The sequence below is a fragment of the Pseudomonas sp. B14(2022) genome (assembly GCF_012030485.1).
GTDB lineage: Bacteria > Pseudomonadota > Gammaproteobacteria > Pseudomonadales > Pseudomonadaceae > Aquipseudomonas.
The window spans coordinates 238,140-264,025 of the sequence record NZ_JAAUVM010000006.1 but is presented as its reverse complement, the minus strand read 5'-3'; the positions used below and the strand labels follow the sequence as shown (position 1 = coordinate 264,025).

General features: G+C 60.7%; 28 protein-coding genes. 4 read left to right on the top strand and 24 right to left on the bottom strand.

The genetic code is table 11. The annotated features are described in order from the left end of the window. Window positions 1–10: 10 nt before the first annotated feature. From HCF10_RS12265 to ubiE, 9 genes are read right to left on the bottom strand one after another with little or no spacing between them, the layout of a single operon-like run. On the bottom strand, window positions 11–718 hold the full coding sequence (locus HCF10_RS12265; RefSeq protein ID WP_131696882.1) for a 16S rRNA (uracil(1498)-N(3))-methyltransferase: 708 nt from the start codon (window positions 716–718) through the stop codon (window positions 11–13). Beyond that, entirely contained in the window at window positions 715–1,506 is a 792-nt protein-coding gene (tatC, locus tag HCF10_RS12260; protein ID WP_027605034.1) for a twin-arginine translocase subunit TatC, read from the bottom strand. Before tatC ends, HCF10_RS12265 begins: the two co-directional genes overlap by 4 nt. Then, window positions 1,503–1,913 (bottom strand): Sec-independent protein translocase protein TatB, encoded by a 411-nt coding sequence (tatB, locus tag HCF10_RS12255; RefSeq protein WP_167655604.1) that lies wholly within the window; start codon window positions 1,911–1,913, stop codon window positions 1,503–1,505. The genes tatC and tatB overlap by 4 nt, the downstream gene beginning before the upstream one ends. A 10-nt stretch (window positions 1,914–1,923) precedes the next feature. Then, complete coding sequence (locus tag HCF10_RS12250) at window positions 1,924–2,202, bottom strand: twin-arginine translocase TatA/TatE family subunit (RefSeq protein ID WP_003171180.1); 279 nt, start codon at window positions 2,200–2,202, stop codon at window positions 1,924–1,926. A 26-nt stretch (window positions 2,203–2,228) separates the two neighbouring features. Continuing rightward, a complete protein-coding gene (locus HCF10_RS12245; RefSeq protein WP_027605032.1) occupies window positions 2,229–2,561 on the bottom strand; it encodes a phosphoribosyl-ATP diphosphatase in 333 nt (110 codons plus the stop codon). 2 nt (window positions 2,562–2,563) lie between these two features. After that, entirely contained in the window at window positions 2,564–2,956 is a 393-nt protein-coding gene (gene hisI / locus HCF10_RS12240) for a phosphoribosyl-AMP cyclohydrolase (RefSeq protein WP_012721796.1), read from the bottom strand. Between the two features lie 41 nt (window positions 2,957–2,997). Beyond that, the gene (gene ubiB, locus HCF10_RS12235) at window positions 2,998–4,602 is read right to left on the bottom strand and encodes a ubiquinone biosynthesis regulatory protein kinase UbiB (protein WP_131696880.1); all 1,605 of its coding nucleotides are present in this window, start codon (window positions 4,600–4,602) and stop codon (window positions 2,998–3,000) included. Then, window positions 4,599–5,222, bottom strand: coding sequence for a ubiquinone biosynthesis accessory factor UbiJ (locus HCF10_RS12230; RefSeq protein WP_167655603.1), 624 nt, complete (start codon window positions 5,220–5,222; stop codon window positions 4,599–4,601). The genes ubiB and HCF10_RS12230 overlap by 4 nt, the downstream gene beginning before the upstream one ends. Next, window positions 5,222–5,992 carry a bifunctional demethylmenaquinone methyltransferase/2-methoxy-6-polyprenyl-1,4-benzoquinol methylase UbiE gene (gene ubiE / locus HCF10_RS12225; protein ID WP_003171186.1) on the bottom strand — a complete coding sequence of 257 codons (771 nt, stop codon included), beginning with the start codon at window positions 5,990–5,992 and terminating at the stop codon, window positions 5,222–5,224. Before ubiE ends, HCF10_RS12230 begins: the two co-directional genes overlap by 1 nt. A gap of 145 nt (window positions 5,993–6,137) precedes the next feature. On the opposite strand from ubiE, the gene HCF10_RS12220 reads away from it, so the two are divergent. The 3 genes from HCF10_RS12220 to HCF10_RS12210 all read left to right on the top strand — a co-directional run bounded on the left by HCF10_RS12220 (window position 6,138) and on the right by HCF10_RS12210 (window position 7,922). Then, window positions 6,138–6,413, top strand: coding sequence for a polyhydroxyalkanoic acid system family protein (locus HCF10_RS12220; protein ID WP_131696878.1), 276 nt, complete (start codon window positions 6,138–6,140; stop codon window positions 6,411–6,413). Between the two features lie 105 nt (window positions 6,414–6,518). Then, on the top strand, window positions 6,519–6,941 hold the full coding sequence (locus HCF10_RS12215) for a phasin family protein (protein WP_131696877.1): 423 nt from the start codon (window positions 6,519–6,521) through the stop codon (window positions 6,939–6,941). Between the two features lie 12 nt (window positions 6,942–6,953). Next, window positions 6,954–7,922, top strand: a complete 969-nt coding sequence (locus HCF10_RS12210; RefSeq protein WP_131696876.1) for a phasin family protein — start codon at window positions 6,954–6,956, stop codon at window positions 7,920–7,922. A gap of 87 nt (window positions 7,923–8,009) precedes the next feature. On the opposite strand, the gene HCF10_RS12205 is transcribed toward HCF10_RS12210, so the two are convergent. The 6 genes from HCF10_RS12205 to HCF10_RS12180 form a co-directional block, all read right to left on the bottom strand. Beyond that, window positions 8,010–8,537, bottom strand: a complete 528-nt coding sequence (locus HCF10_RS12205; RefSeq protein ID WP_167655602.1) for a fimbrial protein — start codon at window positions 8,535–8,537, stop codon at window positions 8,010–8,012. An 18-nt stretch (window positions 8,538–8,555) separates the two neighbouring features. Then, the gene (locus HCF10_RS12200) at window positions 8,556–9,497 is read right to left on the bottom strand and encodes a fimbrial protein (protein WP_145335908.1); all 942 of its coding nucleotides are present in this window, start codon (window positions 9,495–9,497) and stop codon (window positions 8,556–8,558) included. A gap of 3 nt (window positions 9,498–9,500) precedes the next feature. Beyond that, window positions 9,501–12,038, bottom strand: a complete 2,538-nt coding sequence (locus HCF10_RS12195; RefSeq protein ID WP_237683107.1) for a fimbria/pilus outer membrane usher protein — start codon at window positions 12,036–12,038, stop codon at window positions 9,501–9,503. Window positions 12,039–12,215: 177 nt separating this feature from the next. After that, on the bottom strand, window positions 12,216–12,944 hold the full coding sequence (locus HCF10_RS12190) for a fimbrial biogenesis chaperone (RefSeq protein WP_167655631.1): 729 nt from the start codon (window positions 12,942–12,944) through the stop codon (window positions 12,216–12,218). Window positions 12,945–12,984: 40 nt separating this feature from the next. Beyond that, window positions 12,985–13,770 carry a fimbria/pilus periplasmic chaperone gene (locus tag HCF10_RS12185; protein ID WP_167655599.1) on the bottom strand — a complete coding sequence of 262 codons (786 nt, stop codon included), beginning with the start codon at window positions 13,768–13,770 and terminating at the stop codon, window positions 12,985–12,987. A gap of 22 nt (window positions 13,771–13,792) precedes the next feature. Continuing rightward, window positions 13,793–14,371 carry a fimbrial protein gene (locus HCF10_RS12180; protein WP_167655597.1) on the bottom strand — a complete coding sequence of 193 codons (579 nt, stop codon included), beginning with the start codon at window positions 14,369–14,371 and terminating at the stop codon, window positions 13,793–13,795. Window positions 14,372–14,692: 321 nt separating this feature from the next. Here HCF10_RS12180 and HCF10_RS12175 point away from each other — a divergent pair, with 321 nt between their 5' ends. After that, window positions 14,693–15,388, top strand: coding sequence for a response regulator transcription factor (locus HCF10_RS12175; protein WP_237683106.1), 696 nt, complete (start codon window positions 14,693–14,695; stop codon window positions 15,386–15,388). On the opposite strand, the gene HCF10_RS12170 is transcribed toward HCF10_RS12175, so the two are convergent. The 9 genes from HCF10_RS12170 to argS form a co-directional block, all read right to left on the bottom strand. Continuing rightward, window positions 15,389–16,009 (bottom strand): TetR/AcrR family transcriptional regulator, encoded by a 621-nt coding sequence (locus HCF10_RS12170; protein ID WP_131696870.1) that lies wholly within the window; start codon window positions 16,007–16,009, stop codon window positions 15,389–15,391. It abuts the gene before it with no gap. Window positions 16,010–16,036: 27 nt separating this feature from the next. After that, window positions 16,037–17,719 carry a class II poly(R)-hydroxyalkanoic acid synthase gene (gene phaC, locus HCF10_RS12165; RefSeq protein ID WP_131696869.1) on the bottom strand — a complete coding sequence of 561 codons (1,683 nt, stop codon included), beginning with the start codon at window positions 17,717–17,719 and terminating at the stop codon, window positions 16,037–16,039. An 88-nt stretch (window positions 17,720–17,807) separates the two neighbouring features. Further along, window positions 17,808–18,653 (bottom strand): poly(3-hydroxyalkanoate) depolymerase, encoded by an 846-nt coding sequence (gene phaZ / locus HCF10_RS12160; protein WP_027605018.1) that lies wholly within the window; start codon window positions 18,651–18,653, stop codon window positions 17,808–17,810. Between the two features lie 145 nt (window positions 18,654–18,798). After that, complete coding sequence (gene phaC, locus HCF10_RS12155; protein WP_145335915.1) at window positions 18,799–20,478, bottom strand: class II poly(R)-hydroxyalkanoic acid synthase; 1,680 nt, start codon at window positions 20,476–20,478, stop codon at window positions 18,799–18,801. Between the two features lie 249 nt (window positions 20,479–20,727). Further along, window positions 20,728–21,105 (bottom strand): gamma-butyrobetaine hydroxylase-like domain-containing protein, encoded by a 378-nt coding sequence (locus HCF10_RS12150; RefSeq protein WP_027605016.1) that lies wholly within the window; start codon window positions 21,103–21,105, stop codon window positions 20,728–20,730. A 149-nt stretch (window positions 21,106–21,254) separates the two neighbouring features. Next, a complete protein-coding gene (hslU, locus tag HCF10_RS12145; RefSeq protein WP_131696866.1) occupies window positions 21,255–22,592 on the bottom strand; it encodes an ATP-dependent protease ATPase subunit HslU in 1,338 nt (445 codons plus the stop codon). Window positions 22,593–22,629: 37 nt separating this feature from the next. After that, window positions 22,630–23,160, bottom strand: a complete 531-nt coding sequence (gene hslV, locus HCF10_RS12140) for an ATP-dependent protease subunit HslV (protein ID WP_010563201.1) — start codon at window positions 23,158–23,160, stop codon at window positions 22,630–22,632. A 257-nt stretch (window positions 23,161–23,417) separates the two neighbouring features. Beyond that, complete coding sequence (locus tag HCF10_RS12135; protein WP_027605014.1) at window positions 23,418–24,119, bottom strand: SPOR domain-containing protein; 702 nt, start codon at window positions 24,117–24,119, stop codon at window positions 23,418–23,420. A gap of 1 nt (window position 24,120) precedes the next feature. Further along, window positions 24,121–25,857, bottom strand: coding sequence for an arginine--tRNA ligase (argS, locus tag HCF10_RS12130; RefSeq protein WP_027605013.1), 1,737 nt, complete (start codon window positions 25,855–25,857; stop codon window positions 24,121–24,123). Window positions 25,858–25,886 lie beyond the last annotated feature (29 nt).

The window sequence follows — 25,886 nt, the reverse complement described above, 5'->3', positions numbered from 1 at the left end:
CGCGGTGTTGTCAGAACAGGCGGGCGAGCAGGGCGGTGACGGCCGTTTCGACGCGCAGGATGCGGGCGCCCAATTGCACCGGCTGCAAGCCGGCCTTGGCCAGCAGGTCTACCTCGTAGGGGATCCAGCCGCCTTCCGGGCCTATGGCCAGGGTGACGGGCTCATCCAGCCCACGGGGGCAGGGTGGGTAGTCGCCGGGGTGGCCGATCAGGCCAAGGGTGCCTTCGGTCATGGTTGGCAGGCGGTCTTCGACGAAAGGTTTGAAGCGCTTTTCGATAACGATTTCCGGTAGCACCGTGTCCCGCGCCTGCTCCAGGCCGAGGATCAGTTGCTCGCGAACGGCGTCGGGTTCCAGGAAGGGGGTTTGCCAGAAGCTTTTTTCCACCCGGTAGCTGTTGACCAGCACTACTTTCGGCACGCCCATGGCTGCCACGGTTTGCAGCACCCGGCGCAGCATTTTCGGGCGTGGCAAGGCCAGCAGCAGGGTCAGGGGCAGTTTGGCCGGTGGCGGTTGGTCGAAGCTTACTTGCAGTTCGGCTTCGCGGGCTTCCAGGCGCAGCAGTTGCGCGTTGCCCATCAACCCGCCAAGGCGCCCGACCCGCAGGCTGTCGCCCACGGCGGCGCGGTGGACTTCCTGCATATGCACCAGGCGCCGATCACGCAGGATCACTCGATCGGCCGCGATAAAGTCGGCATCGAACAGCAACAGCAGGTTCACGGCTGGGTCGCTGGCGGCTGGTCGTCGTCGGCGGGTTGGTCATCCGGGTGATCGCCACGCTTGCTGATCAAGCCGCTGAACAGGATGCCGATCTCGAACAGCATCCACATCGGCACGGCCAGCAGGGTCTGGGAGAAGATGTCCGGCGGCGTGAGGATCATGCCGACCACGAAGCAACCGATGATCACATACGGGCGGATCTTCTTCAGGTACTGCACGTTGACCACGCCGATCCACACCAGCAGCACCACGGCCACCGGGATTTCGAACGCGACGCCAAAGGCGAAGAACAGCGTCATCACGAAGTCGAGGTAGCTGGTGATGTCGGTCATCATCTCCACGCCGGCCGGAGTGGCGGCCGCGAAGAACTTGAAGATCAACGGGAATACCAGGAAGTAGGCGAAGGCCATGCCGGTGTAGAACAGCAGGATGCTCGACACCAGCAACGGCACCGCGATGCGCTTCTCATGCTTGTACAGGCCTGGCGCGATAAAGCCCCAGATCTGGTGCAGGATCACCGGGATCGCCAGGAACAGCGAAACCATCATGGTCAGCTTCAACGGCGTGAGGAACGGCGATGACACATCGGTGGCAATCATCGTCGCACCGGCCGGCAGGTACTGGCGCAGTGGCGTGGAGACGAAGGTGTAGATCTGCTGGGTGAAGGCGAACAGCCCGGCAAAGATCACGAAGATCGCCGCCACGCAACGCAGCAGGCGGGTCCGCAGCTCGGTCAAGTGCGAGACCAGCGGCATATGCTGGTCGTTTTCCGGTTTATCAGCGCTCATGGGGCTCGCGGCGGCAATGTAGGATCATGGGGCGCGGGCGACGCAACAGGCGTCGGCGCAGGCTCGGTTGGAGCGGTCGGGGTCGGGGTGGCGGGCGTAGTTTCAACCGCGGGCGCGATGCTGTGCTCGGCGACAGGCTCCACCGGTTTGGTGGGTTCCTGTACCGGGGACAGAATCTTCCGGGCTTCCTGCTCCAACGACAGAATATGTTCGTTGTGCAGTTGGCGGCGAATCTCGTCGGCGCCGATTTCCCGTTCAACTTCCTGTTTGATGGCGTTGAAACTGCGTTTCAGGCGCCCGATCCACAGGCCGGCTGTGCGCGCGGCGCCGGGCAGGCGTTCCGGCCCCAGTACCAGCAAGGCAACAAGGCCGACGAGCAGCAGTTCAGAGAAGCTGATACCAAACATTAGTCAGTGCTCACGAGTCTTTGCGGGTCGGCTCTTCGACTTTTTCAGCCTGCACGTCGAAGGTACGACGCTCGGTGATCGGCTGGGTGGCCTGCGGGTGTACAGGCTGGGCCGGTGGCACCGGATTGGCGGCCGGGTCGGCAGGCTTCTCATCGTCGTTCATGGCTTTACGGAAGCCCTTGATCGACTCGCCCACATCGGTGCCGAGGTTTTTGAGTTTCTTGGTGCCGAATACCAGTACCACCACCACCAGAATGACGATCCAGTGTTTCCAGTCAAAAATGCCCATGCTGCAAATCCTCTAGTAAAAGTTATTCAAGCGGACGGGCGCGAGGCCTTTTCGGCATGCCCGGACAAGCCGAAGCGACGGTCCAGTTCATCCAGCACGGCCTGTGGATGCTGCCCCAGTTGGGCTAGCATGACCAGGCTATGGAACCACAAGTCAGCGGTTTCATAGATTACATCGCTGCAATCGCCGCTGATTTGTGCGTCCTTGGCAGCGATGATGGTCTCGATGGACTCTTCGCCGAGTTTTTCCAGAATCTTGTTCAGGCCCTTGTGGTACAGGCTGGCGACGTAGGAGCTGTCGGCGTCCGCACCTTTGCGGTCCTCCAGCACCTGGGCCACACGGTTCAGGGTATCGCTCATGGTCAGTGTCCTGCGGAGTAGATGGCGTGCGGGTCTTTGAGCACCGGCTCTACAACCTTCCATTCGCCGTTCTCGAACACGCGATAGAAGCAGCTGTGGCGGCCGGTGTGGCAGGCGATGTCGCCGATCTGCTCGACCTTGAGGATCACCACGTCGGCGTCGCAGTCGATACGCATCTCGTGCAGGGTTTGCACGTGCCCGGACTCTTCGCCCTTGCGCCACAGTTTGCCACGCGAACGTGACCAGTAAATGGCGCGCTGCTCAGTGGCAGTGAGGCTCAGGGCCTCGCGGTTCATCCAGGCCATCATCAGCACGCGCCCGGTCTTGTAGTCCTGGGCAATGGCCGGCACCAGGCCGTCACTGTCCCACTTGATCTCGTCCAGCCAGTCTTTCATCTTCGGCTCCGGCAATTTGCGACAGTGTATAACCGGATGGGCTATCGACGCACGATCAGATAAACACCCACGGCGACCATGATGCCGGCCGGCCAGTGGCCCAGTTGGTTCAGCGGCCCACCAATGGCCAGCATCACGCCACCGACCAGGTGCGCGGCACCCAGCAGGCGCAGGAACCAATCGTCCTTGCGCTTGCGCCATGGCGGTTCCGGGTCTTTGGCGTGGGGCTGGGACATGCGCTCCAGCAGGTCGCGGGTCATGTTGGCCAGGTGGGGCAGTTGTTCCATCTGGCTATGCAAGTTGCCCAGCATGGTCTTGGGGCTCATGCGCTCGCGCATCCAACGCTCCAGGAAAGGCTGCGCGGTGTTCCACAGGTCAAGGTCCGGGTACAGCTGACGACCCAGGCCTTCGATGTTCAGCAAGGTCTTTTGCAGCAAGACCAACTGCGGCTGCACTTCCATATTGAAGCGCCGCGCGGTCTGGAACAGACGCATCAGCACCTGGCCGAAGGAGATATCCTTCAGTGGTTTTTCAAAGATCGGCTCGCACACCGTGCGGATCGCCGCTTCGAATTCATTGAGCTTGGTTTCCGCCGGCACCCAGCCCGAATCGATGTGCAACTGCGCCACGCGGCGGTAGTCGCGCTTGAAGAAGGCGAACAGGTTGCGCGCGAGGTAATCCTGGTCTTCCGGGGTCAGGCTGCCGACGATGCCGCAGTCGATCGCAATGTACTGCGGGCTCCACGGGTTGACGGTGCTGACGAAGATATTGCCGGGGTGCATGTCGGCGTGGAAGAAACTGTCGCGGAACACCTGGGTGAAGAAGATCTCCACGCCGCGCTCGGCGAGCATCTTCATGTCGGTGCGCTGGTCGGCCAGGGTCGCGAGGTCGGTGACCTGCACGCCGTAGATGCGCTCCATCACCAACACTTTCGGGCGGCACCAGTCCCAATACACCTGCGGCACGTACAGCAGCGGCGAACCTTCGAAATTGCGCTTGAGCTGGCTGGCGTTGGCCGCCTCGCGCAGCAGGTCGAGTTCGTCGTAGATGGTTTTTTCGTAGTCGGCAACCACATCCACCGGGTGCAGCAGGCGCGCATCCGCGGAGAAACGTTCGGCGGCGCGGGCGAGGATAAACAGCCACGCCAGGTCCTGGCCGATGATCGGCTTGAGGCCCGGGCGGATCACTTTCACCACCACTTCTTCGCCGGTCTTCAACTGCGCGGCGTGCACTTGCGCCACCGAGGCCGAAGCCAGCGGTTCAACGTCGAAGCGGCTGAACACCTCGCTGATCTTCTTGCCCAGTTGCTCTTCGATCAGCTTCATCGACTGCTGCGAATCGAACGGCGGCACGCGATCCTGCAGCAGCATCAGTTCGTCGGCGATGTCTTCGGGCAGCAGGTCGCGGCGCGTGGAGAGGATCTGCCCGAACTTGATAAAGATCGGCCCCAGGTCCTGCAGCGCCAGGCGCAGGCGCGCGCCCCGGCTCAGCTCCAGTTGCTTGCGCGGGAACCAGCGCCACGGCAGTACATAGCGCACGGCCAGCAGGAACCATGGCAAAGGCAGGGCGAACAGCAGGTCATCGAGGCGGTAGCGGATTACGACGTGCTGGATACGGAACAAACGGCGGACGGCGAGCAGCTTCATGCGTTATCGCTTGGATCAAGGGAACGGCTCAGGCGCTCGAAGCGGGCCTCGAGACGTTCCAGGTCGATTTTGGCCTTGTCGAGTTCACGAAAGCGCGCTTGCGCTTCGCGTTCTCCGACCAGGGTGCGCGATTCTTCGCTCAGGTATTCGGCGAGGTTCTGGTTGAGGCTGGCGAACCCCTGCTGGTACCAGCGCGTGCGGCTGCGCAGGTGCCCGCTGATCAACTGGGTGGCGACGGGGCCGATCCAGCGTGACAGCTCGTATTCCCAGTCCAGTTCCAGGTCTTGGAGTACGGCAGCCAAGTCCATCAGTACCGCACTTTCGCCTTCCAGGTGCACTTCGGGGCCGTGGAGGATGGCGGTCTTGTTGCGGCTCAGCGCCAGGTGCAACAGGCTGGTGGCCGGTGCACGCAGGGTGCAGTCGGCTTCAGCGGCCCATTGAGTGGCAAGCAACAGGCCTTCATCGCTGGGCAGGATAAACAGCTGCAGGGCGGGGCTGGTGCAGTCCACGGCGATGACCTTGCCGTTCAAGTGCGCGAGCCGCGCCAGGGCGGTGCTGTCCAGGCGCAGTACACGGTTGAGGCCGTGTTCGACGCTGGCGAGAAGGCCTTTGAGCAGCATCAGGGCTTGATGCCACGGTGCAGGGCGACGATGCCCGAGGTCATGTTGTGGTAGGTCACACGGTCGAAACCGGCCTCTACCATCATCGACTTCAGGGTTTCCTGGTCGGGGTGCATGCGGATCGATTCGGCCAGGTAGCGGTAGCTCTCGGCATCATTGGTGATCAGCTTGCCCATCAACGGCATGAAGGCAAAGGAGTAGGTGTCGTAGACCTTGGACATCAGCGCGTTGGTCGGCTTGGAGAACTCCAGTACCAACAGGCGGCCACCCGGCTTGAGCACGCGCAGCATCGAGCGGATCGCGTCTTCCTTGTGGGTCACGTTGCGCAGGCCGAAGGCGATGGTCACGCAGTCGAAATGGTTGTCGGGGAACGGCAGCTTTTCAGCGTCGGCCTGGACGAATTCGATATTGCCGGCCACGCCCTTGTCGAGCAGGCGATCGCGGCCGACCTTGAGCATCGAGCCATTGATGTCCGCCAGCACCACCTGGCCGGTAGGGCCGACGAGCTTGGAGAACTTGGCCGCCAGGTCACCCGTACCGCCGGCGATGTCCAGCACGCGGTTGCCGGTGCGTACACCCGACAGCTCGATGGTGAAGCGCTTCCACAGGCGGTGCATGCCGCCGGAGAGCACGTCGTTCATCAGGTCGTACTTGGCCGCCACGGAGTGGAACACCTCAGCGACTTTTTCCGCTTTCTGGCTTTCCGGGACGTTCTTGAAACCGAAGTGAGTGGTGGGTTCGGCATCGCTGCCTTTGCGCTGATCAGTCATATCGCTGTCACCAAAAGAGAATGCGGGACATGATAATCCCCAAGGCCTGCTTTGTCTTGGCAAGGCTGCAGGTAAGATAGGCGGGCACCGAGACCTTTTGCCGCATTCAAGGTATTCAAATCCCTATTAAAGAGGAGTCATTGCAATGGCCCGTATAACCGTTGAGCGTGCGCATTCCCTGGGTAAAGAAGCGGCACGCGCAAAGGCCGAAAAGTTGGCGCACAAACTCCAGGAGCAATATGGCCTGGAGCCTTCGTGGTCTGGCGATACCTTGAACCTCAAGCGGTCAGGGGTTAAAGGCACGGTATTAGTGGCGGAGGATTCGCTGCGCATTGATGTGGAACTGGGCCTGTTGATGTCGGCCATGAGTGGCACCATCAAGTCCGAAATCGAGAAAGCCCTGGATAAAGCCTTGGCCTGATCCGCGAGTACTTAGGGTGCCGATTCTAATTTTCCAGCCTACTTTGTGCCCAAGCCCTCAACTCCTGCGGGCCGTTCCTCCCCCCTATTTTGCGTGAGGTGCACCATGGCCAAAGTTATCCTGAAGAAAAAAATCGATGCTCAGACCGGCGCTTTGAGTGACGTTAAAACCTACGCCCGCAAGATCTGGTTAGCGGGTCTTGGTGCCTACGCGAAGGTCGGCAGCGAGGGCGGCGACTACTTCAAAGAGCTGGTTAAAGCGGGTCAACATATTGAAAGTAAAGGCAAAAAAGTTGCAGTGGAACAACTTGATGCGGCCAACAGTCAGATTGATCAAGTAAAGAGTAATGTCTCCACGGTCAAAGGTCTGGTAGAAGTTCAGCTGGATAAAGTTGAAAAAGCTTTTGATACTCGCGTTGCCAGTGCCTTGAATCGAATTGGCATTGCGTCTAAACATGACGTGGAGACACTCTCTGCTAAGCTCGAAGAGCTGACGGCATTGCTCGAACGTGTCGCGCGTAAACACTAAGGAGACATCGGGATGGCTGTTAAAAAGACTACTCAGAAAGAAGGCAGCTCGTGGGTCGGGAAAGTTGAAGAATATTCCCGCAAGATCTGGCTGGCTGGTTTAGGCGTTTACTCGAAGATCGACAGTGACGGCAGCAAACTCTTCGAGACCTTGGTTAAAGACGGCGAGAAGGCCGAGAAGTTGACCAAGAGCGCAGTGGGTAAACAAGTAGGCGCTGCTAAAGCGACTGCCGGTTCGCGCATCAGTGATGCGAAGAAGCAGGTATTGGGTACTTGGGGCGAACTCGAAGGGGCTCTGGACAAGCGCCTCAACAGTGCTATTTCGCGCCTGGGCGTGCCAAGTAAAGCTGAGCTGAAGACCCTGCACAGCAAGGTCGATACCCTGACCAAGCAAATCGAAAAACTCACCGGTGCCAAAGTGGCTCCAGTGAAAGCGGCTGCCGCTAAACCAGCTGCCAAGCCTGCCGCTAAAACCGCCGCTGCCAAACCTGCGGCCAAAACGGCCGCCAAACCGTTGGTGAAAGCTGCCAGCAAGCCAGCTGCAAAACCAGCGGCCAAGGCCCCGGCAAAAGCGGCTGCTAAACCCGCCGCCAAAACTGCAGCGGCCAAACCGGCTGCCAAGCCTGCCGCTAAACCCGTGGCTGCGAAAGCGGCTGCCAAACCTGCGGCTAAGCCAGCAGCCAAGGCCGCCGCAAAACCGGCCGCTAAGCCCGCGGCCAAAACCGCAGCCGCCAAGCCAGCCGCTGTTAAATCTGCAGCCAAGCCTGCTGCCGCGAAGCCGGTGGCCAAGCCGGCAACAAAACCTGCTGCTGCGAAGAAGCCAGCTGTAGCGAAAAAACCAGCAGCGCCTAAGCCAGCTGTTGCCGCCAAGCCCGCAACCACGGCGCCTTCTGCTTCGACAGCCAACTCGGTGTCGGCACCGACGCCTGCTGCTGCCCCGACTGCAACGCCGGTAACCCCGACGCCAACCAGTCAGTCCTGACTTTTCCGGGACACGTAAAAATGCCCGGCCTGCAAAGGCTGGGCATTTTTTTGCGCGCTTACCCTGTGATCGTGGGCCCAAGCTCGGTCAGTTGTAGGTGATCGAAACGGTAACTGCGCTGGCCAGGGTGCCTTGGGTGATCGCTGCGCCGGTTCTGTGATACGCCGCTGTCAGGGGGATCACGGCCTTGTTGCTGCTCGTTGCAATGGTCCGGCTGCGCTGGGCGGGGGTACCGTTGGCAGGAATGGCATAAGCGGGAGAGGCGCGGTGCAGTAGTTGAAGGGCAGTACCCTTTGACGTCCCCGTATTGGAAAACAGCGCGGCGTTCCCCGTTGAGGCGGTGCCTGCGAACAGGAAAATCACGTTGCGTAAATCCGATTCGCAATCGGCAGAGATCTCGAAATCGAACGCGCCCGCGCTGGAAGTCGCGCCAAAGTCGGAAATCTTGATAGTCGGCAGTGTGATGGTACGGTTTTCGTCGCCGGCAGCCAGGTTGCACGTACCGGCATTGACTTGGCCGGTAAAGCGCAAGGTGCCCGTAGTCGCGGCATGGACCACAGTGGTGGCCAGGCTCGCGGTGATTACCAGCAGCAGGGGCAGGGCTCGAATCCTCATTCCATGATCCTCAGGTTTTTAGTTGTAGGTGATGCTGACGGTGGTGGTGGCGATGAGCGTGCCTTGTCTGACCGTGCCGTTCTGGTGATAGGCCGCGCCGAGCGGCAACACGGCGCGGCCGCCCGAGACCGGCACCGTGCGCGTGTTTTCGGTGCCGTCGGCGAGAATGTTCTGGATACCCCCGCCAATGCGCGAATACAGCCACAGGGCAACGCCACCGGCAGTGCCCGTATTGGCGAAGAGCCGGTCATTGCCCGGTGCGGGGGTTCCGGAAAAACGAAAAGTGACGCTGGATGCGTGTGCGCAGTTTGCAGTAAGTTCGAAGTTACGTTGGTTTGCGTAAGTGGCGTCTTGAAGCGTGCTGACTTTAACGGGGTCGAGGGTGATCGTGCGGTTGACGTCGCCAGTCGCCAGGTCGCAGGTGGCGGCGGGGCTGACAAAGCGCACGGGGTTGCCGAGTCTCAGGGTGAAACTCTCTGGGTGGTTATCCCATCGCCTCACCCAAATGTTTCCGGCGGGCACTGTCTGGTCTGTTACCGGCCCGACTTTATGGAACCTCAGCTCCGCGGCCGTGAAGCTGGTGTAGGGGCCGCTGTATGGGACTTGTTGGTTAATCATGGCAAAGAAAGGATAGAGTCCGCTTGCATCTCGGATGCGCAAGCGTACGCCCACACCTGAAGCCTCGGTCTGATAGATGTTTGGGTAACCTGCAACCCTTGCTTGGTATCGCCCGATGATCGTAAGTAAAGTGGAGCTGCAATACGCGGTAAAAGCGGGCGCCGTACCACTGAATTCCCGAATGATAATTTCAGCGCCCACCGGGAGACTGTCCGGCACGGTGATTGTGGAAGGAAGGGTGAGTGTGAGTGTGGCGTTCTGATACCTGTCACACGCCGCTTGAGCAGCGATGGGCAGGTTGAACACCAATAGGGTCGAAATGAATTGAATAGAGTGCTTCATTTTTCAGTTCCACGATGAGCGCAAGTTGGCCAGATCATTGGCAAATGGCTGCACGATGAGATCGCCAACGACCTCGCAAGCGCCCCCGTCCAGTTGCAGTAATCGAGCTGAGTCCTTGGCTGGCGTCTTTGCTTCCACTTCGTAGCGCATCCGGCACATCGCCGAATTACTGCTCCCCCACTTGACCGTCAACTTCCCCCGCGGGCGAGACACCCGGACGAAGGCCTTGGCGCCCTGCCCGACAACCCCGACGCTGGCGCCGTCCTCATCGAACACATCCGCACCAAACGGCAGCGGGCTGCCATCCTCGCGCCGTGCCGTGATCAACAAGGCCTGGCCGCTGAGCGTCTCGAACTGCAGTTGCACCACTGCACCGGCGCGCGGGGCGACATTCCGGGCGGCGGTCTTGAGTTCCACGTCGGTGGACAATTCCTTCGGGTCCAGTTCCACGATGTTCTGGCGGTAGGGTGTGAGGTGGGGCACCACCGCGAAGCCGCTTTTCCCGATTTTCGCGCTGTGGTTGCCATTGATTTGTGCGCCTTGGGCGTCAGGCGCCTGGACGATGCCGAGGGTATCGCCGAGTTCTGGGGCGAAGGTCACACCGCCTGCGTGGGCGACAATACCGCCGGTCATGCCAAGCGATGTGGAGCGGTACGCGCTGCTCTTACCATGACTGGCGGACAGTACGCCCTGGCTGGTCTGGTATTTCATGTCGGCACTGGTAGCGTTGTTGCTGTCCTGGGTCCGGTTGGCACTGACGCTATAGCTGAACTCACCGCGCTCGCCCACGCTCCCACCCAGGCTGACGCGCTCACCGCTGCCTTGACCGCCTCGATAGGCCGTGGTGGTCAAGGTCGGCGAGTGGGCGTGGCTGCCCAATGGCAGGCTCAAGGTGAGTTCCAGTTGCTTGTCCACGCGTTCACTGCGCAGATCACGGCTGCGCTGTGCACTCAGCAGATAGTGAAGGCCCCGCCACGTGCCGCTGTACCCGGTGGTGAAGGTCAGGTTGCCATGGTCGCGATTCCAATAGTGTTGCGAAGAACCGGTCAGGTACACGGAGCCGTTGCTCAGGTTCTGGTTGAGGCTGATGTCCATCCTGTTGCGTAGCCGCGACAGGTTATCCGGGGTCAGCCCGTCGATGGCCAAGTCACGAACGTGTGCCGCATCGCCCACATTCAGGAACCCCTCAGTGGAGTAGCGGTAAGCCCCGAGGGCGAAATGGGTGCCGGTGTCCGTGAAATTCTTGCTGTAGCGCAGTTGTACGCTTCGCCCCTGGCGTGACCCGTGACCTGGTACATGGGCGTTCGAATGGGTCAGGTCGCACGACAGCGCACCCATTGAGGTATTGAACGCGGTACCCAGCAACTGCGATTGGTAGTCCTCGCCAATCGTCGCGCCGGTGTACCCGGTCAGCAGGTTGCTCAGGCCCTGCTGATAAGTGGCCTGCATCAACGTGGGAGGGTGATGCAGACCTATTTCATCCAGTTGGCCAACGCTCAATGCGTAGCGGCGGTGGTCGGGGCGCAGCAGGTTGGCGTTGGCGGCGAACGGCACGATGAACTCGCGCTGGCGGCCATCGGCCTCGGTAATGGTGACGCTCAGGTCGCCTCCATACCCGGTGGGGAACAGGTCGTTGAGGACAAACGGGCCGGGCGCTACAGATACTTCGTCCAATAGCACGCCGCGTTGGCGCACGCTGACCCGCGCGTTGGTCTCGGCGACGCCACGTACCACCGGCGCAAACCCGGTCAGGGAGTCGGGCAGCATCCGATCATCGCTGAACAGGCTGGCACCGCGCAGACGTACGCTATCGAACAGTTCCCCCGGTGTGTAGATCTCACCCGCCATCAGCTGTGACTGCAACCGGCTCACTTCGTGTTGCACGTAGGTGGCGCTGCTTTGATAACCCGAGGCGACCTCTGAATGACTGTAGCTGCCAGTATGGCGCCAGTGCCAATCGCCAAGGTTGAGTCCGGTGTTCACGCCCAGGTAGCTGGAGCCGAGTGTGCGCGTACCGGCCTGGGTGGCGAACGTATTGGCGTTGTACCGTACAAAGGCGGCGTCGATCCCGCTGTCCCAGTGCTGCGGGTCGACATAGCCCCGCGCCTTGCGCGCCAGGTAAACCTGCGGCACTTGCAGGTCGAGGCGGTTTTCGCCTGAATCGAATTGGCTGCTGGCACCCGGCAGATAGGTCCCGATCTGCGCACAGCGCGCAAACGGCATGTGGGAGGCCTGATTGAGCTCATTGGAATCCAGGTCAATGCCAAACCTGAGCAGCGCATCGCGCTCCAGGCACAGCTGCGCCGTTTGCTGTCCTTCGACCGCGCTGAAGGTTAGGTTTTCACGCCCGATCCACTGGCCGTTGAGATGAATGTCGGTGCGATAGTTGCCAGGTAGCACGACGTTACCTTGGCCGAACTTTGCAATATCGATCTGCAGGCTGGCCCGGCCACCCGCGAAGAAAGCCGGGTTGAACTCGACCTGTTCTGCGCTATTGGCGGCCATGGCATGGGCGCCGCTCACCAGCAGCAAGCTACGCATCGTCTGCTTTAAACGGGGCCGGCTTGCGAGCCTGGCGGGCGGGTACAAACTCATTTTTCACGTTTCCATAAACCGGGCTCCCCGAATCTCGGCACAGGGCGTCCCTGCCCACTGAATGGGCATCAACCTAAGGTGTGTTCAATAAGGCGCAGCGGGATTGCTACATAAGAACGGTTGTCATGGAGAGACCTCTGCGCTGTGGCGGGTCTTGACCCCAAAGTCGTCGAGCGTCTGGAACTCCACGCTTGCAGCGCTGCCCATCGGGGGGGACAGGCGAGGCAACTCAAAGCGGGCGCGCCCACCTGGCGTCACCATGTTCTCGGCACTCGACGCTGCGGGTTCTCGGACATGACGCCGCCCTGCCACCCGCACTTCGATGCGTTCGAATGTCACGTGGTAAGGCGTGGGATTAAGGACTTCCAGCGCCAGGCCCTGTTCGGTCGAGACAGACCGCCACAGCAGCTTTCCAGGCGCTGCCTCGACCCCGTAAGGCAAGTTCGACGGGCGCCAAAACAACTTGATGCGTGAGTGGAAGGCGAATTGCAACTGATCGCCCGGTTGGCCGCCATGCGATCGTGAGGGCACTTCCAGCACGTTGAACCAGAACAGGCTTTCCTGTGCCGACGGCAAGGCCTCGCCGGTGTAGGCCAGGCGTACAACCTGTTGCTTGCCTGGCTCCATGCGAAAGATCGGCGGTGTGAGAATGAAGGGCGCTGTCGCCAGATCCGGCGTTGAATACTCATCGCCGTTGTCCAGCCAGGCCTGGATCAGCACCGGTGCCTGGTTCTTGCTGTGCAGCCTGATGCTCACCTCCTTGTCGTCCTGCGGGTAAACAATTCGGGTGCTGTTGATGATCACGCTCGCCTGCGCGGTGAGCGTGGTCAACAGCGCAAGCATCAACGCCATGCACTGCAGCGGTAAGTGTGAGCGGGTGGTGGCCGGCATGTTATCGATCATCCTGCGGATGAAGGGTAAGGCGGGCCGAGTGAGGTACTCGGGCGCCAAAATCGCTGACGGTGCTGAACTCGACCGTAGGCGTATCGACCGGCTGATGGCGTAGCAGGGGCAGCACAAACAGTTTCACGTCGCCAGCAGGCATCAGCAGGCTGTCATCGACGGCTTTGTTTGCAGCTTTACTGAACCGCTTGCCGCCGCTCAGCAACTCAATCGAGGCGAGGGAAATATGGTACGGCGTAGGATTGGTGGCTTGCAGGGCGAACCCCTGTTCATGGGCTACCAGCTTCCATTGCAGCTTTTCGGCGGCGCTGTCGACTGGGTAGGGCAATGCCTGCGGACGCACAAACACACGCAGACGGGTGCGGAACGACAATTCAATCTGGTTTTTCTGCGCGGCGTCGGCGGCGAGCGGAGGTACTTCCAGCACGTTCAGCCAGAACAGGCTTTCGCGGTCGGTCGGCAAGGCGCCTCTAACATAGCGGAGGCGCAAGGCTTGTTGCTGGCGCGGTTCAATGCGGAAGATCGGTGGCGAAAGAATGAAGGGTGTGTGTGCTGTTGCCGGTATCGAATGCCGGTCGCCCGTGTCCAGCCAGGTTTGCACCAGCGCCGGAAGTGGCCCCTTGTTCTCCAGGCGCACCACGACTTCCTGCTGCTGTATGGGGTAGATCACGCGTGTGCCATGGATGATCACGCCTGCCCGAGCAGGAAGCGGCAGCAGCGAGAGCCACGCGCAAGCAGCGGTAGCAGCCAGCATCAGGCAGGCGATTCTTTTCATCGTTTCAGGCCTCTGGAATGCCTTACTCGGCGTACTCGATCAAAAAGCCCACACGGGTGTTGACCTTACCTTCGGTTGCGGGGCCGCTTGCGTACATCTGCGCCGCCAGTGGGATGACTGCCTGGTTGTCGACGATCACCGCGCCTGCCGATTTCTCGGTGTAGACGTTGATCGGCGTGCCATCGCGCTGAGTCACTTCCACCTGTACGTTCTTGGCGCTGCTGGTGTCGGTCGGGTCGTCGTAGCCGTCGATGTTCAAGCGCCCGGTCGCCACATCAATGGCCGGGCTGGTCGGATCGAAGGCAACCATGGCGATGCGCCCGTTGGTGCAACTGCCTTCGCCTGGCGCTCCGATACGGATGGTGAAGCCTGTCGGGTTGGCGCGACTGCCAGCGCTTGCCAGGCGTGCCGCCGAGACGCCGCCCAGGTTGACGTCCTTGACGATTGCGCCAGAGCCGGGTGCCGCACCTTCTACCGTGCAAGTCAGGTCGGTCACAAGACCGCTGAACTTGATAATGCCATCTGCTGCGTATGCCGATTGTGAGGCGACGGCGGTCAAGACCAGGATGGCCGCAACCGTGGAGAGGAGGTTAACTTTCATGGTGTTCCCAGTCGTGATTCATAGGTATGGCCCATCGCAGTTGAAAGCACTGATCTCTCGACTGGCGGGGTGCCCTAATTTGTCGCGTTTGCCGAGCGGCATCTATAGCGAACTAACGAGACTCATCTCGTGATCGTTCGATAAGTTGCTTTCAACTTATGTAGGTGTTTTCTGTAGTCCTGGGAATTGTCTGTAAGTTATGACTGAAGGACTTTAACTTGCTGAGTTGTCGTATTGATCCTGGGCTGTAACTGGGTATACCGTGTATTTAACCAGAGCGATTATGGGGGCGGTGCTGTATTCACTTATATGGGTGTAATTATGGCTACTTCAATATCCACTGCGCATACCGTCATGCTGTTGGATGACCACGAGATGGTTCGGCAGGGCATCGAGTTGGGGTTGAGCAAAGAAGCCGACCTCGCTGTGATCGGTTCCTTCGGAACAGGCAGGGAACTGCTGGAAGCCCTTAAGCAGCGGCCGGCCGATGTCGTGGTGATGGACTTTATCCTCGCACCATCGGACAGCGATGGCCTCAGCCTGATCCAGGTACTGCACCGGCGCTTCAGCACCTGCAGGCTCTTGATTGTGTGTTCGCACTACACGCCGGCCATTGTTTCTTTGTCGTTGAAGGCGGGATGCAGGGGGATTATGGGGAAAAGCCAGAACCTGACGGAGTTGATCACGGCTATCCGAACGGTCGCCCAGGGACGGATCTACCTGCAGCTTTGTATGGTGCCCGCGTTGCAGGGTGTACAGTCCGTGTTGGAGGGGGGAAAGATTAAATCGGAAACAGATTTTTCAATACCACTGCGGGTCAACGAGTGTCTGACGCCTAAAGAGCAGGAAGTATTGCGTTGTTTTCTGGACGGTATGTCCGTGAATTCAATTGCGCAAAAGTTTTCGCGTAGTGCAAGTACGATCAGTACGCAAAAACAATCAGCCTATCGAAAACTGGGGATCAGGAACGACAGTGAACTGTTCAAGTTTACTCACCAGTTCGGGCAGCTTGGGTAGTTAATCCTGATCCTCCAGATAACGCAGCGCCAACCGTTCAGTCGCCAGCCGTGCCGATGTCAGCAGGTGCGGTGCTACCAGCATCATGATCTGGTACACCACCACCCGAACCTCGCCCTCACGGTCAAGAATGCGTTGGTAATCCAGGGAAAACAGCAGGGTCATAGTGATCTGTTCCACCAGTTGCCCCAGCGCTTGAGTATCGCTGACCACTTGCCCGGCCGCCTGCAACCTCGCCAGCAAGGATGCCAGGGTGCGTTTGAGCGCCGTGAGCAGGTTGCGAATGCCTTTGGCCAGCTTTGGCAGACGTCCCGCCAGGTTCGACAGGTCCTGGAACAAAAACCGGTACTGGGCCATGCGCTCGACGATCAGGTGCAGGAACAGCCAGTAATCCTGGGCCTGCAGTTGCGCGTCCGCCGGTGGGTCGAGCAGCGGCGCCAACTCAGATTGGAAACGCTCGAACAGGCCAATGACCAGCGGTTCCTTGCCATGGAAATGGTAGTAGAGGTTGCCGGGGCTGATCCCCATTTCATTGGCCACCTCCATGGTCGACACGTTCGGTTCGCCCTTCTGGTTGAACAACTGCAGAGCACATTCAAGGATACGGTCGCGGGTCTTCATCCAGTCTTCTTAATCTGATCGTTGAGCTCAGCGCACGCGCACGTAGGTGCCCGGCGCCGCTTCCATCGGTGGGTAATTCTGGTTGCCCAGGGCAGTGAGGGTCTCGCGCTGTACGCCCGAGCGCTGCTGGATCCACGCCAGCCACTGTGGCCACCAGCTGCCTTCGACGTGGCTGGCGTCGTAGTACCAGGCGCGTGGGTCGCTGCTCATCTTGGGGTTTTCGACGTAGTTGGCCTTGGGGTTGCCCGGGGGGTTGAGGATGCTCTGGATATGCCCGCTGTTGGACAGCACAAAGCGCCGTTCACCACCCAGCAATTGCGTGGAGCGATACACCGCGTCCCACGGCGTGATGTGGTCGTTGATCCCGGCCACGCTGAAGCTGTCCACCGTGACCTTCTGCAAGTCGATGGGCGTGCCACACACCTCCAGGCCACCGGGATGGCTCAGGGGGTTGTGCTTGAAGAAATCGAGCAGGTCGCCATGCAGCGCGGCGGGCAGGCGCGTGTTGTCGTTGTTCCAATAAAGGATGTCGAACGCAGGCGGTTCCTTGCCCAGCAGGTAATTGTTGATCCAGTAGTTCCAGATCAGGTCATTGGGGCGCATCCACGCGAACACCCTGGCCATGTCGCGGCCGTCGAGCACGCCTTGCTGGTAGGAACGGCGCTTGGCTGCTTCCAGGGTTTGCTCGTCGACGAACAACGTGGCAGGGCTGTCGATCTGGCTGTCCAGCAGGCTCACCAGGTAGCTGGCGCTGGAGATGCGCCGCAGCTGGCGCTTGGCTTGCAAGTGGCCTTGCAGGGCGGCGATGGTCAGGCCCCCGGCGCAGGCACCCATCAGGTTGACCTCGCGGGCGCCGGTGATGGCCCGGCAGACGTTGAGCGCTTCTTCCAGCGCCGCCACATAGGTGGACAAACCCCACTCGCGATGGCGCACGTCTGGGTTGCGCCAACTCACCATGAAGGTTTGCAGGCCGTTCTTGAGGGCGTACTGCACGAAGCTGTTGGCCGGGCTCAGGTCGAATATGTAGTACTTGTTGATTTGCGGCGGCACGATCAGCAGTGGCCTGGCGTACTGTTTTTCGCTCATGGGCTTGTATTGGATCAACTCCAGCAGCTCATTGCGAAACACCACCGAGCCTGGGGTGGTGGCCACGGTCTTGCCGACTTCGAAGGCCTGTTTGCTCACCTGGCGCGGCAGGCCGTGGTTGTGCAGCAGGTCATCGAACAGGTTGCTCACGCCGCGCACCACACTGTTGCCGCCGGAGTTGAGCAGCTCCTTGACGGCCAGGGGGTTGAGCAGGGTGTTGGAGGGCGACACGGCGTCGTTGATCAAGGCGAAGGCAAAGTGCGCCCGCGCGCGGTCGTCGTCACTCAGTGAACTGTCATCGATCCACTGGCGGGTCTGCTTCTGCCAGCTCAAATAGGCTTGCAGGCTACGTCGGTAGAACGGGTTGAGCGCCCAGGTCGGGTCGCTGAAGCGGCTGTCCCGTGGGTTGGGCTCGTGCACGGTTTCACCCAGCAGCACGCGCCCCAGCTGACCGCCCAGGGCCAGGGCGTGACGGGCGGTATGCACCGGGTTGCGCCAGCCGTGGGCGGCAACGCTGCGCAGGGTCGACAGCAAATCCCGACCGCGCAGGCCGGTGATCGCGCTTTGTGCGTTGATGAACGCGGCAGGGGTGGGCGCCGGGTTCGTCACGGGTCTTTCTCGCATGAGCCAACACTCCTTCGTCAAGCCATCAACAGGCACGCCAATTCAGAACCATAGTCGGTTCTGGGCAAGTTGCGCGGCGGTGTGGTCCTTACACCGCTGGTCGCGGGTGAATCACGGCCCGCATGCGCTCCTCCTCGAGAAACTTCATGATGATCGGTGCCACGGCTTCAGCCCGGGTGATCAGGAACAGGTGGCCGTCATCGATGATGTGCAACTGTGCGTTGGGAATGCGCCAGGCCAGCATGCGCATGTTGACCAGCGGGATCAGCGGGTCGTCGTCCCCGGCCAGCACCAGGGTGGGCTGGCGGATCTTGTGCAGCCAATGGATGCTGGTCCAGCCCAGCCCAGCGAACAGCTGCCAGTAATAGCCCAGCTTGCCGGCCGAGCGCACTTTGCTCGCGTGCTCGGCCGCCAGTTTCGAATCGCGGCGGAACGAACCGCCATAAATCATCGGTGCGATGCGCACCACATGGGACGGTTGGATATAACGCCGGGGGCTGGCCATCAGCCACAACACCTTCGGCTTGCCCGGCACCATAAAGGCACCGGCCGCGGTCGCCGCCAGGATCAGCTTCTTGCAGCGCTCCGGGTAGTCGTAGGCAAACTGCTGTGCCAAGGCGCCACCCCAGGACACGCCCACCGCATTTACCTGGCCGTAATCCAGGTAATCGAGCATGCGTGCAGTGAGCTTGGCCAGGCCGGGAAAACGATAAGGCCGGTTGGGCGTCGAGGAACCGCCCACGCCCGGCACATCGAAGGCGATCACTTCCAGGTCCGGGTCCAGGGCCTGGACAAACGGAAACACCAGCTCAAGGTTGGCGCCGATGCCATTGAAGATAAGCAACGGCGTCAAGTGGGGCTTGCCTGGGCGTACCGCCGTGCGGATGGTCTGGCCATCCAGGTCGATGGTACGGAAGATGAACGGTTGCGGCATGCTCAGACCCTGTGAAGTGTTACAGCTGGAATGCAGTCAGTGTGGGAAGGGGCTTGCTCCCGATAGCCGTGTGCCAGTTTCAGATGTTGTGCCTGACACGCCACAATCGGGAGCAAGCCCCTCCCACATTTGAACGCATTTCAATTTAGCGTTCGTGTACGTAAGTCCCTGGGGCGGCTTCCGCTGCGGCATAGGTCTTGTTACCCAAAGTCGTCGGCGCCTTCTTCAGCTTGCCCGCTCGCTCCGCCTGCCATGCCTGCCAGTGCAGCCACCAGGAATCGGTGTGCTTGGTCGCATTCTCCTGCCACTCCAACGGCTTGCCTGCCAAGCCATCGCTGGTCTGGTAGCGCGCCTTGGGGTTGCCCGGCGGGTTGAGGATGCTCTGGATATGCCCGCTGCTGGACAGTACGAATTCCACCTTGCCACCAAACAGCTGAGCCGACTTGTAGCACGACTGCCATGGCGTGATGTGGTCGTTGGTGCCGGCCAGTGAGTAAATATCGGCCGTGACCTGCTTGAGGTCGATCGGCGTGCCGCACACTTCCAGGGCATTGGCGCGCACGAGTGGGTTGTTTTTGAACAGCTCGATCAGGTCGCCGTGGAACGCCGCCGGCAAGCGCGTGGTGTCGTTGTTCCAGAACAGGATGTCGAACACCGGCGGCTCATTGCCCAGCAGGTAGTTGTTGACCCAGTAGTTCCAGATCAGGTCGTTGGGGCGCATCCAGGCGAACACTTTGGCCATGTCGCGGCCCTCCAGCACGCCGGCCTGGTAGGAGTGGCGCTTGGCTGCTTCCAGGGTCTGTTCATCCACAAACAGCGCCACCTGGGTGTCCAGGGTGGTGTCCAGCACGCTCACCAGCAGGGTCAGGGCGTTGACTTTCTTCTCACCCAGCGCCGCGTAGTGGCCGAGCAGGGCGGTGCAGGTGATGCCGCCGGAGCAGGCGCCGAGCATGTTGATGTCCTTGCTTCCGGTGATTGCCGTGACTACATCGACCGCTTCCTTGAGCGCCTCGATATAGGTCGACAGGCCCCACTCGCGCTGGGCCTTGGTCGGGTTGCGCCAACTGACGATAAAGGTCTGCTGCCCATTGCGCAGGCAGAAGCGCGCCAGGCTCTTCTCCGGGCTCAGGTCGAATACGTAGAATTTGTTGATCTGCGGCGGTACCACCAGCAACGGGCGTTCGTGCACCTGTTCGGTGATCGGCTTGTACTGGATCAGCTCCAGCACGTCGTTGCGAAATACCACCGCCCCCTCGGTGATGCCCAGGGTCTTGCCGACTTCGAACGCGCCCATGTTGACCTGGCTCGGCATGCCGCCGTTGTGCACCATGTCCTTGGCCAGGTGCGACAGGCCGTCGAGCAGGCTCTTGCCGCCAGTTTCAAAGAAGCGTTTGACCGCCGCCGGGTTGGCCGCGCTGTTGGTGGGCGCCATGGCTTCGGTCATCAGGTTGATCACGAAGTGGCCGCGGCTGATGTCCTGTTCCGACAGGTTACTGTCGCCTATCCAGTCATGCAGTTCCTTGCGCCACGCCAGGTAGGTTTGCAGGTAGCGTTTGTAGAGCGGGTTCTGGCTCCAGGCGGGGTCGTGAAAGCGACGGTCATCGCTTTCGGGCTGCAGCTGCGATTTGCCGAACATCACGTTCTTCAATTCAACGCCAAAGTGGGCGACGTGCTTGACGCTGTGCAACGGCTGCTTGATGGCTTGGGTCAGCACCATCTTGGCCGAGGTCAGTAAATCCTTTTTACGTAACGCGATGATCGGGTTGAGCCCCAGGGTGTTTTCCGAGGCCTGGCGTTTCAAGTCATCGTTGTTCTTGTTACTCATCTACGACGCTCCATTGTCCGAAAGACGAGTACCGGGTACCGCTGCGCACCAGGTTTCGATACACAACACAAGCCAGGTACTGCGACTCGGGTGACCGTTGATACCGCATCGTCAAATGCAGGGAACTTGCCAGTTCCATTGGTTACCCGAGTTTAATTTTTTTCGCAAGCGGGCCAATCGTTGGCCACGCGACAGGGCATTCAAGCAGATGAAATTAGAAAATGCCCTCTAAAGAGCAAGAGGCTTGAACTAGAGCATTAGCCGCACGACCGATTCACTCGGGTCGCGGGTTTTTCCGGCCGCCTTGAGCTCGGCAAGATAATCGGCCCACAACGCATCCTGACGCACGGCCAATTGGTAGAGGTAGTCCCAGGTGAACAGTCCGCTGTCATGCCCGTCGTCGAAGGTCAATTTCAGGGCGTACTGGCCGGCCGGTTCGATCTTGGTCAGGCGCACGTTGAGCTTGCCGAACTGCAGGATAGGTTTGCCATGGCCCTGGACCTCGGCGGAAGGCGAGTGCACCCGCAGCAGTTCGGCGGGCAACTGGTAAACCTCGTCGGGGCCGTAGGTGAGGCCTAGGGTGTTGGAGGTTTTGTGCAGGTTTACAGCGGTAGGAAACTTGGCCATATGAGGTGCTCTTGAATAAACCGGCTTAAAAACGTGGGAGGGGGCTTGCCCCCGATGGCAGTGGGTCAGCTATAGATAAGCTGACTGATCCACCGCTATCGGGGGCAAGCCCCCTCCCACATTTGAAGCAAAGCAGTTCTGTGTGAGGCTTACAGAATATACCGCGACAAGTCCTCGTTCTGCGCCAATTCGCCCAAGTGGCTGTTGACGTAGTCGGCATCGATCTTGATCGCTACGCCATTCTGCAAGCCTGCCATGTCGCCGGCGCTGAAGGACACTTCCTCAAGCAGGCGCTCAAGCAGCGTGTGCAGGCGACGCGCACCGATGTTCTCGGTCTTCTCGTTGACCTGCCAGGCAATCTCCGCCAGGCGCTTGATACCGTCCGGCAGGAACTCGATGCCCAGCCCTTCGGTTTTCAGCAGCTCGCGATATTGCTCGGTGAGCGACGCATGCGGTTCGCTGAGGATGCGCTCGAAGTCGCCCGGGGTCAGCGCCTTGAGCTCTACGCGAATCGGCAGTCGACCTTGCAACTCGGGCACCAGGTCGCTTGGCTTGCTCAGGTGGAACGCCCCCGAAGCGATAAACAGAATGTGGTCGGTCTTGACCATGCCCAGCTTGGTATTGACGGTACAGCCTTCGATCAGCGGCAGCAGGTCGCGCTGCACACCTTCGCGGGATACATCGACGCCGCCGGAGTTGCCGCGCTTGGCCACTTTGTCGATCTCGTCGATAAACACGATGCCGTGCTGTTCAACCGCTTCCAGGGCCTTGGCCTTGAGTTCTTCCTCGTTCACCAGGCGCCCGGCTTCTTCGTCGCGCACCAGCTTCAGCGCTTCCTTCACCTTGAGCTTGCGGCTTTTCTTCTTGCCCTTGCCCATGTTGGCGAACAGGTTCTGCAGCTGGCTGGTCATCTCTTCCATGCCAGGCGGTGCGGAGATGTCGACGCCCGAGACTTCAGCGACTTCGATCTCGATTTCCTTGTCGTCCAGCTGGCCTTCACGCAGACGCTTGCGGAACAGCTGGCGGGTGTTGGAATCCGAGGCCGGTGCTGCGTCTTCGTTGAAGCCCATGCGCGCCGGTGGCAGCAGGGCGTCGAGGATGCGTTCTTCGGCGGCGTCTTCGGCGCGGTGGCTGACTTTGGTCATTTCCTGTTCGCGCAGCAGCTTGAGGGCAGCGTCGGCCAGGTCACGAATGATCGACTCGACATCGCGGCCCACATAGCCGACTTCGGTGAACTTGGTGGCTTCGACCTTGATGAACGGCGCGTTGGCCAGCTTGGCCAGGCGTCGCGCGATCTCGGTTTTACCGACGCCGGTCGGGCCGATCATCAGGATGTTCTTCGGCGTTACTTCAACGCGCAATTCTTCGGGCAGTTGCATCCGGCGCCAGCGGTTACGCAGCGCGATGGCAACGGCGCGCTTGGCATCGTCCTGGCCGATGATATGGCGATTGAGTTCATGGACGATTTCGCGGGGAGTCATGGACATAGTGTTTGGCGGCCTCAAGCGGGAATAAGCCTACGGCTTACTCGGCGAGGTCCTGCTCCTCAATGGTGAAGTTGTGGTTGGTGAACACGCAGATGTCGCCGGCGATGCCCAGGGCAGTCTCGACGATTTCGCGGGCCGACAGGTCGGTCTTCTTCAACAGTGCGCTGGCTGCGGCTTGTGCATAACCACCGCCGGAGCCCATGGCGATCAGGCCATGTTCAGGCTCAACCACATCGCCGTTACCGGTGATGATCAGGGACGCATCTTTGTTGGCGACGGCCAGCATGGCTTCCAGGCGGCTGAGGGAGCGGTCGGTGCGCCATTCTTTGGCGAGTTCGACAGCGGCGCGTACGAGGTGGCCCTGGTGTTTTTCCAGCTGGCCTTCGAAACGCTCGAAGAGGGTGAATGCGTCGGCGGTGGCACCGGCAAACCCGGCGAGGACCTGGCCGTGGTACAGGCGACGCACTTTTTTCGCGTTGCCTTTCATCACGGTATTGCCCAGGGAAACCTGGCCGTCGCCGCCCATGACGACTTTGCCGTGGCGACGTACTGAAACGATGGTGGTCAAGGGGAGAGTCTCCACGCAGCGGGGCGAAAATGCCCTGATGGAAACTCATATGGGGGTGGCGGGGGGGATTTCAACCATAGGGGTTTATGGCGGACGAGTGGTGTTTATCGGTCTGACACACATTTCAGAGCGCTGCAGAACCAAATGTGGGAGGGGCTTGCCCCCGATAGCGGAGTGGCAGTCAATGAATCTGGTGACTGATACACCGCCATCGGGGGCAAGCCCCCTCCCGCATTTTGATCGAAGTTGAGCCCGAATCAGCGGCTCTGGCGCTGTTGTAACAACAGGTTGCTAAACCCGGCCCCGGCCAATTGTTTCTGCGCCACGGTCAGCTGTTCGCGGTTGCTGAACGGCCCCACCAGTACGCGATACCAGGTCGCGTCCTTCACCGTGCCGGACTCCACCGTCACCGTCTGGCCCAGCAGAATGATTTGCGCACGCACGCGATCCGCGTCCGCCTGTTTCGGGAAGGAGCCCGCTTGCAGGAAGAACTTGGTCACAGGGGCGGCTTTGGTCTCCGCCACCGGTGGTGCTGGCGGCGGAGTAATCCCGGCCAGTGCTGCCTGGGCCCGCGCGGTGTCGATTTTCGCTGCTTCTGCCGGGGTTACCGGGGTGGTCGGCACTTGCGGCGTCGGCAGGGTTTTCTCCGGCACGGCGTCAGGTGGCACGATCACTTCCGATTCCGGCAGCAGCGTATAGAAGTCGTACTTCGGCTTTACGGGTGCCGTTGGGCTCGGCGCAGTCTTGTTGGCTTCAGCCATTTTCGTGGCCTTCTGCTGTTCCTGCTTGACGCGTTTGACGTCATCGCCCTGGCCTGGGTCCAGCTTCATCAGGAACACGATAAACGCGCCAACCGTGAGGCCGATGGCCATCCACAACCAGCCCGGGATCGGCTTCTTCGCCGGGGCCTGGTAGCGGCTGGCGCCGCGCTTGGGTGCAGGTTTTTTCTTGGCAGCCAACTTACATACGCTCCAGAGTTTCCAGGCCCAACAGTTCCAGGCCTTGCTTGAGGGTCCGTCCAGCCAGTGCGGCGAGGCGCAGGCGACTTTGCTTCTGGGCTTCGTCGTCGGCAGTGAGGATTGGGCAGTTCTCGTAGAAGCTGGAGAACAACCCGGCGACTTCGTACAGGTAGGTGCAGAGGATATGCGGCGTGCCTTTCTCGCCGACGCTGTTCAGCACTTCGCCGAATTGCGCCAGCTTGGCGGCCAGTTCCTGTTCATGGGGCGCGTCCAGCACGATCCGGCCTTCGACTTCGCTGAAGTCCTTGCCCAGCTTGCGGAACACACCGGCCACGCGGGTGTAGGCGTACAGCAGGTACGGCGCGGTGTTGCCCTCGAAGTTGAGCATCAGTTCGAAGTTGAAGCTGTAGTCGCTGGTGCGGTGCTTGGACAGGTCGGCGTATTTCACCGCGCCAATCCCCACCACGCGGGCGATGTTGCGCAGGTCGGCTTCGGCCAGCTCCGGGTTCTTTTCCTTCACCAGGTTGTAGGCACGGTCCTGGGCTTCGTTGAGCAGGTCGATCAGCTTCACGGTGCCGCCGTCGCGGGTCTTGAACGGGCGGCCGTCGGCGCCGTTCATGGTGCCGAAGCCCATGTGCTCCATGTGCATCGGGTGGGTGACGAAACCGGCGCGACGTGCCACTTCGAACACCTGCTGGAAGTGCAGGGCCTGGCGTTGGTCGACGAAATACAGCGCACGGTCGGCCTTGAGTACACCACTGCGGTAGCGCACGGCCGCCAGGTCGGTGGTGGCATAGAGGTAGCCGCCATCGGCCTTGACGATGATCACCGGCAGCGGCTCGCCGTCGGCGGTCTTGAATTCTTCGAGGAACACGCACTGCGCGCCGTTGCTCTCGACCAGCAGGCCCTTGGCCTTGAGGTCGTTGACCACGTTGATCAGGTCGTCGTTGTAGGCGCTTTCGCCCATTACGTCGGCCATGGTCAGCTTGACGTTGAGCAGCTCGTAGATTTCCTGACAGTGGGACAGCGAGATCTCGCGGAAGCGGCCCCACAGTTCCAGGCATTCCTTGTCGCCGGCTTGCAGCTTGACCACCAGGCCGCGCGCGCGATCGGCGAACTCCTCGGATTCGTCGAAACGCTTCTTGGCGGCGCGGTAGAAGTTCTCCAGGTCCGACAGCTCGTTGCTGGTGATCGGGTTTTCCTGCAGATAAGCCATCAGCATGCCGAACTGGGTGCCCCAGTCGCCCACATGGTTCTGGCGGATCACGGTGTCGCCGAGGAATTCCAGCACCCGCGCCACGCCGTCGCCGATGATGGTTGAGCGCAGGTGGCCGACGTGCATCTCTTTGGCCAGGTTGGGCGCCGACAGGTCAATGGCCACGCGCTGAGCCGGACCGGCCTTGCGCACGCCGATCCTGGCGTCGGCCAGGGCTGCATCCAGGCGTGACGCCAGGGCCTGGGTGTTCTGGAAGAAGTTGATAAAGCCCGGGCCGGCGATTTCGGCCTTGGTAACACTCTCGTCGGCGGGCAGCGCGGCGATGATTTTCTCCGCCAGGTCGCGCGGCTTCATGCCGGCCGGCTTGGACAGCATCATCGCAATGTTGCTGGCGAAGTCGCCGTGGGTCTTGTCGCGGGTGTTTTCCACCTGGATCGCCGGCGTCAGGCCTTCAGGCAACACACCTTCGTTGACGAGTTGGGTGAGGGCTTGTTGGATCAGCTGGCGAATGGTGTCTTTCATGGTGTTCTCTTTCGACCGCAAGCGGCGGC